Source organism: Globicatella sanguinis NBRC 15551 (genome assembly GCF_001552295.1).
In the GTDB taxonomy this organism is placed as follows: Bacteria; Bacillota; Bacilli; order Lactobacillales; family Aerococcaceae; genus Globicatella; species Globicatella sanguinis.
The window spans coordinates 1-5,462 of the sequence record NZ_BCQX01000140.1; the positions used below are offsets into that span (position 1 = coordinate 1).

At 36.1% G+C, this 5,462-nt stretch carries 3 protein-coding genes and 2 pseudogenes; all 5 read left to right on the forward strand.

What is annotated here, in order from left to right:
- Positions 1-168 precede the first annotated feature (168 nt).
- On the forward strand, positions 169-1,218 hold the full coding sequence (gene sppA / locus GSA01S_RS09220; protein ID WP_066126861.1) for a signal peptide peptidase SppA: 1,050 nt from the start codon (positions 169-171) through the stop codon (positions 1,216-1,218).
- Positions 1,218-2,222: an RDD family protein gene (locus GSA01S_RS09225; protein WP_066126863.1), complete on the forward strand. Its 1,005-nt coding sequence runs from the start codon at positions 1,218-1,220 to the stop codon at positions 2,220-2,222. The genes sppA and GSA01S_RS09225 overlap by 1 nt, the downstream gene beginning before the upstream one ends.
- Positions 2,223-2,236: 14 nt before the next feature.
- Positions 2,237-2,646, forward strand: a pseudogene (locus GSA01S_RS09230) (peptide deformylase).
- 138 nt (positions 2,647-2,784) lie between these two features.
- Complete coding sequence (locus GSA01S_RS09235; protein WP_066126864.1) at positions 2,785-3,768, forward strand: LacI family DNA-binding transcriptional regulator; 984 nt, start codon at positions 2,785-2,787, stop codon at positions 3,766-3,768.
- Between the two features lie 257 nt (positions 3,769-4,025).
- Positions 4,026-5,417, forward strand: a pseudogene (locus tag GSA01S_RS09240) (sucrose-specific PTS transporter subunit IIBC); the annotation flags it as partial.
- Between the last annotated feature and the right edge of the window lie 45 nt (positions 5,418-5,462).

The window sequence follows — 5,462 nt, forward strand, 5'->3', positions numbered from 1 at the left end:
CTACTTCTTGTCCACTCCCGTAGTTGGATAATAATTGTTTAGCTAGCAAAAAATTGAAGACAAATTCAAGCAGAGGATAGAACAAAATCGTTCGGTCCTTTGCTTTTTTTATTTGGATAAGAGCTATAAACTTGATATACTAAAAGTAATAAAAAGGAGATGATTAAGATGCCGCAAGTTCAACAAAAAGCCACAACTAAAAGATTGGTTGCGATAGGAGCTTCATTAATTATTTTAGGACTTGGTGCTTTTACAACGACTCAAAAACCGCAAAATGAGCAAACATCTAGTTCAGAAACATTAACTGACATGGTACTGAATCGCCAAGATTTTAATGAAAAAGTCTTACAAGGTAATGATGTCACTAATCGTATCGCAGTTATCCGAGTCAATGGTGTGATTCAAGATAATGGATCAAGTTCTTTGATAAGTGGTAGTGAAGGTTATCAGCATCAACAAGTGATTGAACAATTTAAAGCAGCTGCCAAAGACTCAACCGTAAAAGGGATATTATTAGCAGTTGATAGCCCAGGTGGCGGCGTTTATGAAAGTGCTGAGTTGCGTGCGCAAATTCAAAAAGTTCGCGAAGAAACTAACAAACCTATTTATACTTCATTTGGTTCAGTCTCAGCTAGTGGTGGTTATTATATTTCAGCAGAAACAGATCGGATTTATGCTGCAGAAGAGACAACTACCGGTTCAATCGGAGTTATTATGGGCAATTATGATTTCTCACAATTAATGGAAAATATTGGTGTGAAGCAAAATGTTATTAAATCTGGTGAAATGAAAGATATTATGAGTTCTACTCGATCAATGACTAAAGAAGAAAAAGAAGTAATCCAAACTTACTTAAACAATGCCTTTGAACGTTTCTTAGAAATTGTTATGAATGGTCGAGGTATGAGCAAAGAGGAAGTTTTAAAAGTAGCAGATGGACGTGTGTTTGATGGACGTCAAGCTGTTGAAAATGGTCTGGTTGATGAAATCGGTTATGAAGCTGATGCAATTAAGGGACTGGCAGAAAAAATAGCAGCTGAGAATCCAGTGGTATTTGAATACGTAGCAAAAGATGCAAGTCTCTTTTCAAACTACTTACCATTTGGTTTAAACTTTAAAGGGAATCAAGATTTAACTTCACAGGCGGGGCAAGTGTGGTCATTCATTGAAGCACAACAATCACCCACTGCTCAATATATTTATCGAGGTGGTCACTAATGACAAAATTAGATAAATCAAATTTAGAGGACGAATGGGTTGATCAAGTTGAACAACTTTCAGAAAATACAGCTAGCGATACCGTTACTAATAACGAGAATCAAGGAACAAGCGAAGAAGAGTTAGCTGAGACTGTCAATAAATCGTTAACTTATGATGCAGAAGATGGTACCGTTCTTGCACGGGAAGATTACGAAGATGTACAACTGCCCCATGATAATGCTACACCTGAATTATCTTCAGTTAATGAAGATGTATCTGAACAGGAATTACCTGCAAACGAGACGATGTCAACGCCTAAAGACGATGCATTAAACCCGGAGCCATCAACTAACGAAGAGATGCCAACCTCTAAAGACGATGTGTCAAAGCACACTATTTCGGCCAATCAAGACTTATTACTAAATCAGGAGAAAAAATCAGTTAATGAGTCAACATCAGAGGCCGAACTACTAACTGCCAATGAAACGAAGCAACAGACAGCTGACACTTCAACCGAAGAGGAGTATGATTGGTCAACCGGTAAGGATTCAACTAACAATTATCAAGCAATCGAGAAAGCGGAATGGGAAGCTGATCGTAAATATAAAATTGATAAAGGCTCACCTTATGAGTTCCATTATATTGCTAGTGCCCATCGACGTGTTGTAGCTTTTTTAATTGATAGCTTAGTCATAACGGGACTTATTAATTTATTCTTCAGCATGTGGAGCTTTACGTCGCTGATTAACTTTGGTATTTCAACTGCTATTTATTGTCTTTATTTTGCTGGATTGACTTTAATCTTTAAAGGGCAAACTTTAGGCAAGATGATAATGGGCTTAAGAACGGTTCGATTAGATGGTTATAATCTTAAACTATCAGATATTTTCTTTAGAGAAATTGTATCAAGAATTATTCAAAGACCATATCCCTTTTTATATTTAATCAGTTTCTTTACTAGTGAGAAAAAACAAATTGGTGACTGGGTGGCGAACACTTGTGTCATCGTAGATTTTGAATAATTGAGGAGTAGCGAATGATCAAACCAATAGTAAAAGATACCTTTTTTTATCACAAAAATCAGTAGAAGCGACTAAAGCCGATTTGCCTATCATCCGAGATTTACAAGATACTTTAAATGCTAATCGTGAACACTGTGTTGGCATGGCCGCTAATATGATTGGCCATTTGAAAAATATTATTATTTTCTCTTTAGGACCAGTTGACATGGTAATGGTGAATCCACAAATCATCGCAAAATCAGAACCATATGAGGTTGAAGAAAGTTGTTTGTCATTAGAAGGAGTGCGTAAAACGACTCGCTATCGCAAAATAACGGTGAGTTACCAAGATGCTCATTTTAAAAAGCATACTGGACAGTATCAAGATTTTTTAGCGCAAGTGATTCAACACGAAATCGATCATCTCCATGGTATTATTATTTAATAGTTAGCTGAATTGAGTATGTTAAAAAATATTGTTGAAATGAATAAACTATCGTTAAAGGAATTCGTTTTCATCATTTAATGCAAATTTTAGAAAATCATGATAAAATGAAAAACGAGTGAAAACGGAGGTGGATGAATGGTTACGATTAATGATATTGCAAGAGAAGCGGGCGTTGCCAAGAGTACCGTTTCGAGATATCTTAATGGTGGCTCAGTAAGTCAGAAAACAGCTAAGAAAATAAATTTCGTGATCCAAAAAACAGGATATTTACCGAACACCTTTGCCCAAAGTTTAAAAGCAAAGCAAACGAAAATGGTGGGAGCTATCACACCACGTTTAGATAGTTATGCGTCAAATACAATGTTATCTGGAGTAGAAAATTATTTAAGAAAAAAAGGTTATAAATTATTAATTGTCAATTCAAACCTTGAACCCGAATCAGAATTAGAGGCAATAAGAAGTTTTCAAGCGAACCGGATGGATGGCATTATCTTTTTGATGACCCATTTTTCAGAAGATTTAGAAAAAACGATGAAAGCATCTAAAATACCAATTGTGGTAGTGGGGCAAGAAAATCCAATAGGAGATTCAATTTTCTTTAGCGAACAAACAGCTGGAGAGCAATTAGCGCACTACCTTTATCGATTGGGTCATCGTAAAATTCATTATTTAACAGCTACTAAAAATGACCCTGCGATTGGGATATACCGTCGTAACGCTATACGAAATACATTTCTAGCCTTCGGGGACACGGAGTTTGAAGAGTTAGAGGCAGGCTTTAGAATGGACGAAGCATATGAAGTGACTAAGCGAGAGTTAATTTTATCGCAACCAGAGTTAATTGTGGGAGCAACCGATATGATGGCGATTGGTGCGATGAAAGCCTGTTTAGAAGAAGGGTTAAGAGTCCCGAAAGATGTTAGTATTGCGGGCTTTGGGAATCATGCGACCGGAGCTTCTTTTTATCCAGGTTTAACAACAGTCGAATATCCTTATTTTAATGCGGGTGAGATTGCAGCAGGCCATTTGTTACACCGAATTAATCATCAGCAACAAGAAGAAAGCATCGAATTACCAACAAAATTAATTTTAAGAGAGTCCGTTTTGGATAAAAGATGAAGAAAAAGACCGATGAAAACATGAAAATAATAAATTTTTTATAAAAATTATTTTCAATCTCTTTCAGGTTGATGGCCTATTACCAGTGTTTTGGTGAAGAGGTCATCTTTTTTTTTTACTTAATATAGCTTAAAAACCTTAATTTAATCAATTTGTTGACGTTTCCATGTTGCAATTTATTTTTTTATTTCGTATAATGAACTCAGCAATTAGGAACTGGTTCCAAAAAAGAAAGACAAATATATGGAGGTATCAAAATGGATTACAAAGATATAGCAAAATCCGTTGTGGAAAATTTAGGTGGAACAGAAAACATTAATAGCGTGGCTCACTGTGCAACTCGTTTACGTGTAATGGTTAAAGACGAGCAAAAAATTAATAAAGAAAAAATGGAAAATGTCGATAAAGTAATGGGTGCTTTCTTTAACTCAGGACAATATCAAATTATTTTTGGAACGGGTACCGTTAATAAAGTATACGATGCAGTCGCTCAATTACCAGGTGTTAATACGGTGACAAAATCTGATCAAAAAGCATCAGCATCTGAACAACAACCACAAGGTAGTTTCTTTAAACGTGCCATTCGTACATTTGGTGATGTGTTTGTTCCAATTATTCCGGTTTTAGTAGCAACTGGGTTATTTATGGGGGTTCGTGGATTATTAACACAACCTGACATATTGGCATTATTCGGTATGACACCAGAAAGTTTAAATCCAAATTTCATTCAATGGACGCAAATTTTAACGGATACAGCTTTTGCTTTCTTACCAGCATTAGTCGCTTGGTCTTCATTCAAGGTATTTGGTGGTAACCCAGTATTAGGGATTGTCTTAGGATTAATGATGGTTCATCCTTCATTGCCAAATGCTTATGATGTAGCAGGCGGTAGTGCTGAACCAATGCAATTCTTTGGCTTCATTCCCGTTGTAGGTTATCAAGGTACGGTAATCCCTGCTTTTATCGTTGGGATGGTCGGTGCGAAATTAGAAAAATGGCTACATCAACATGTTTCTGAAACATTTGATTTATTAGTCACACCATTCTTAACTTTATTAATTATGAATATTCTAGGTTTATTTGCGATTGGACCTGTATTCCATTCATTAGAAACAGTCGTTTTATCAGCAACGGAATGGGTATTAGCTTTACCATTTGGTTTAGCGGGATTAATTATTGGTGGTTTACAACAATTAATCGTAGTGACCGGTATTCACCACATTTTCAACTTCTTGGAAGTACAATTATTAGCAAAAGATGGTGTCAACCAATTTAATGCCTTCTTAACCGCAGCAACAGCTGCACAAGCTGGCGCAATCTTTGCTGTAGGATCAAAAACCACTAATGCTAAATTAAAAGCCTTATCCTTCTCAGCGGGTATCTCTTGTTTACTAGGAATTACTGAACCAGCAATCTTTGGTGTTAACTTACGTTATGGTAAACCATTTGTAATGGGGTTAATTGGTGGTGCTGTGGGTGGTTTCTTAGGTAGTATTTTAAACCTTAAAGCAACTGGTATGTCAGTTACTGTCTTACCTGGTACTTTATTATACTTAAATCAATTATTACCGTATTTCTTAATGATGGCAGTGGCCTTTGGAGTTGCATATGGCTTAACTTATATGTTTGGTTTTAATGATGAAATGACCGCGAAATAATAATTTAACTGAGGCTGGGGAGTAGACCAGAAGTAG

Excerpts from the sequence above, each read along its gene's own strand:
- GSA01S_RS09225 (WP_066126863.1), top strand. The coding sequence starts at position 1,218 with ATGACAAAATTAGATAAATCAAATTTAGAGGACGAATGGGTTGATCAA.
- GSA01S_RS09235 (WP_066126864.1), top strand. The coding sequence starts at position 2,785 with ATGGTTACGATTAATGATATTGCAAGAGAAGCGGGCGTTGCCAAGAGT.
- sppA (WP_066126861.1), top strand. The coding sequence starts at position 169 with ATGCCGCAAGTTCAACAAAAAGCCACAACTAAAAGATTGGTTGCGATA.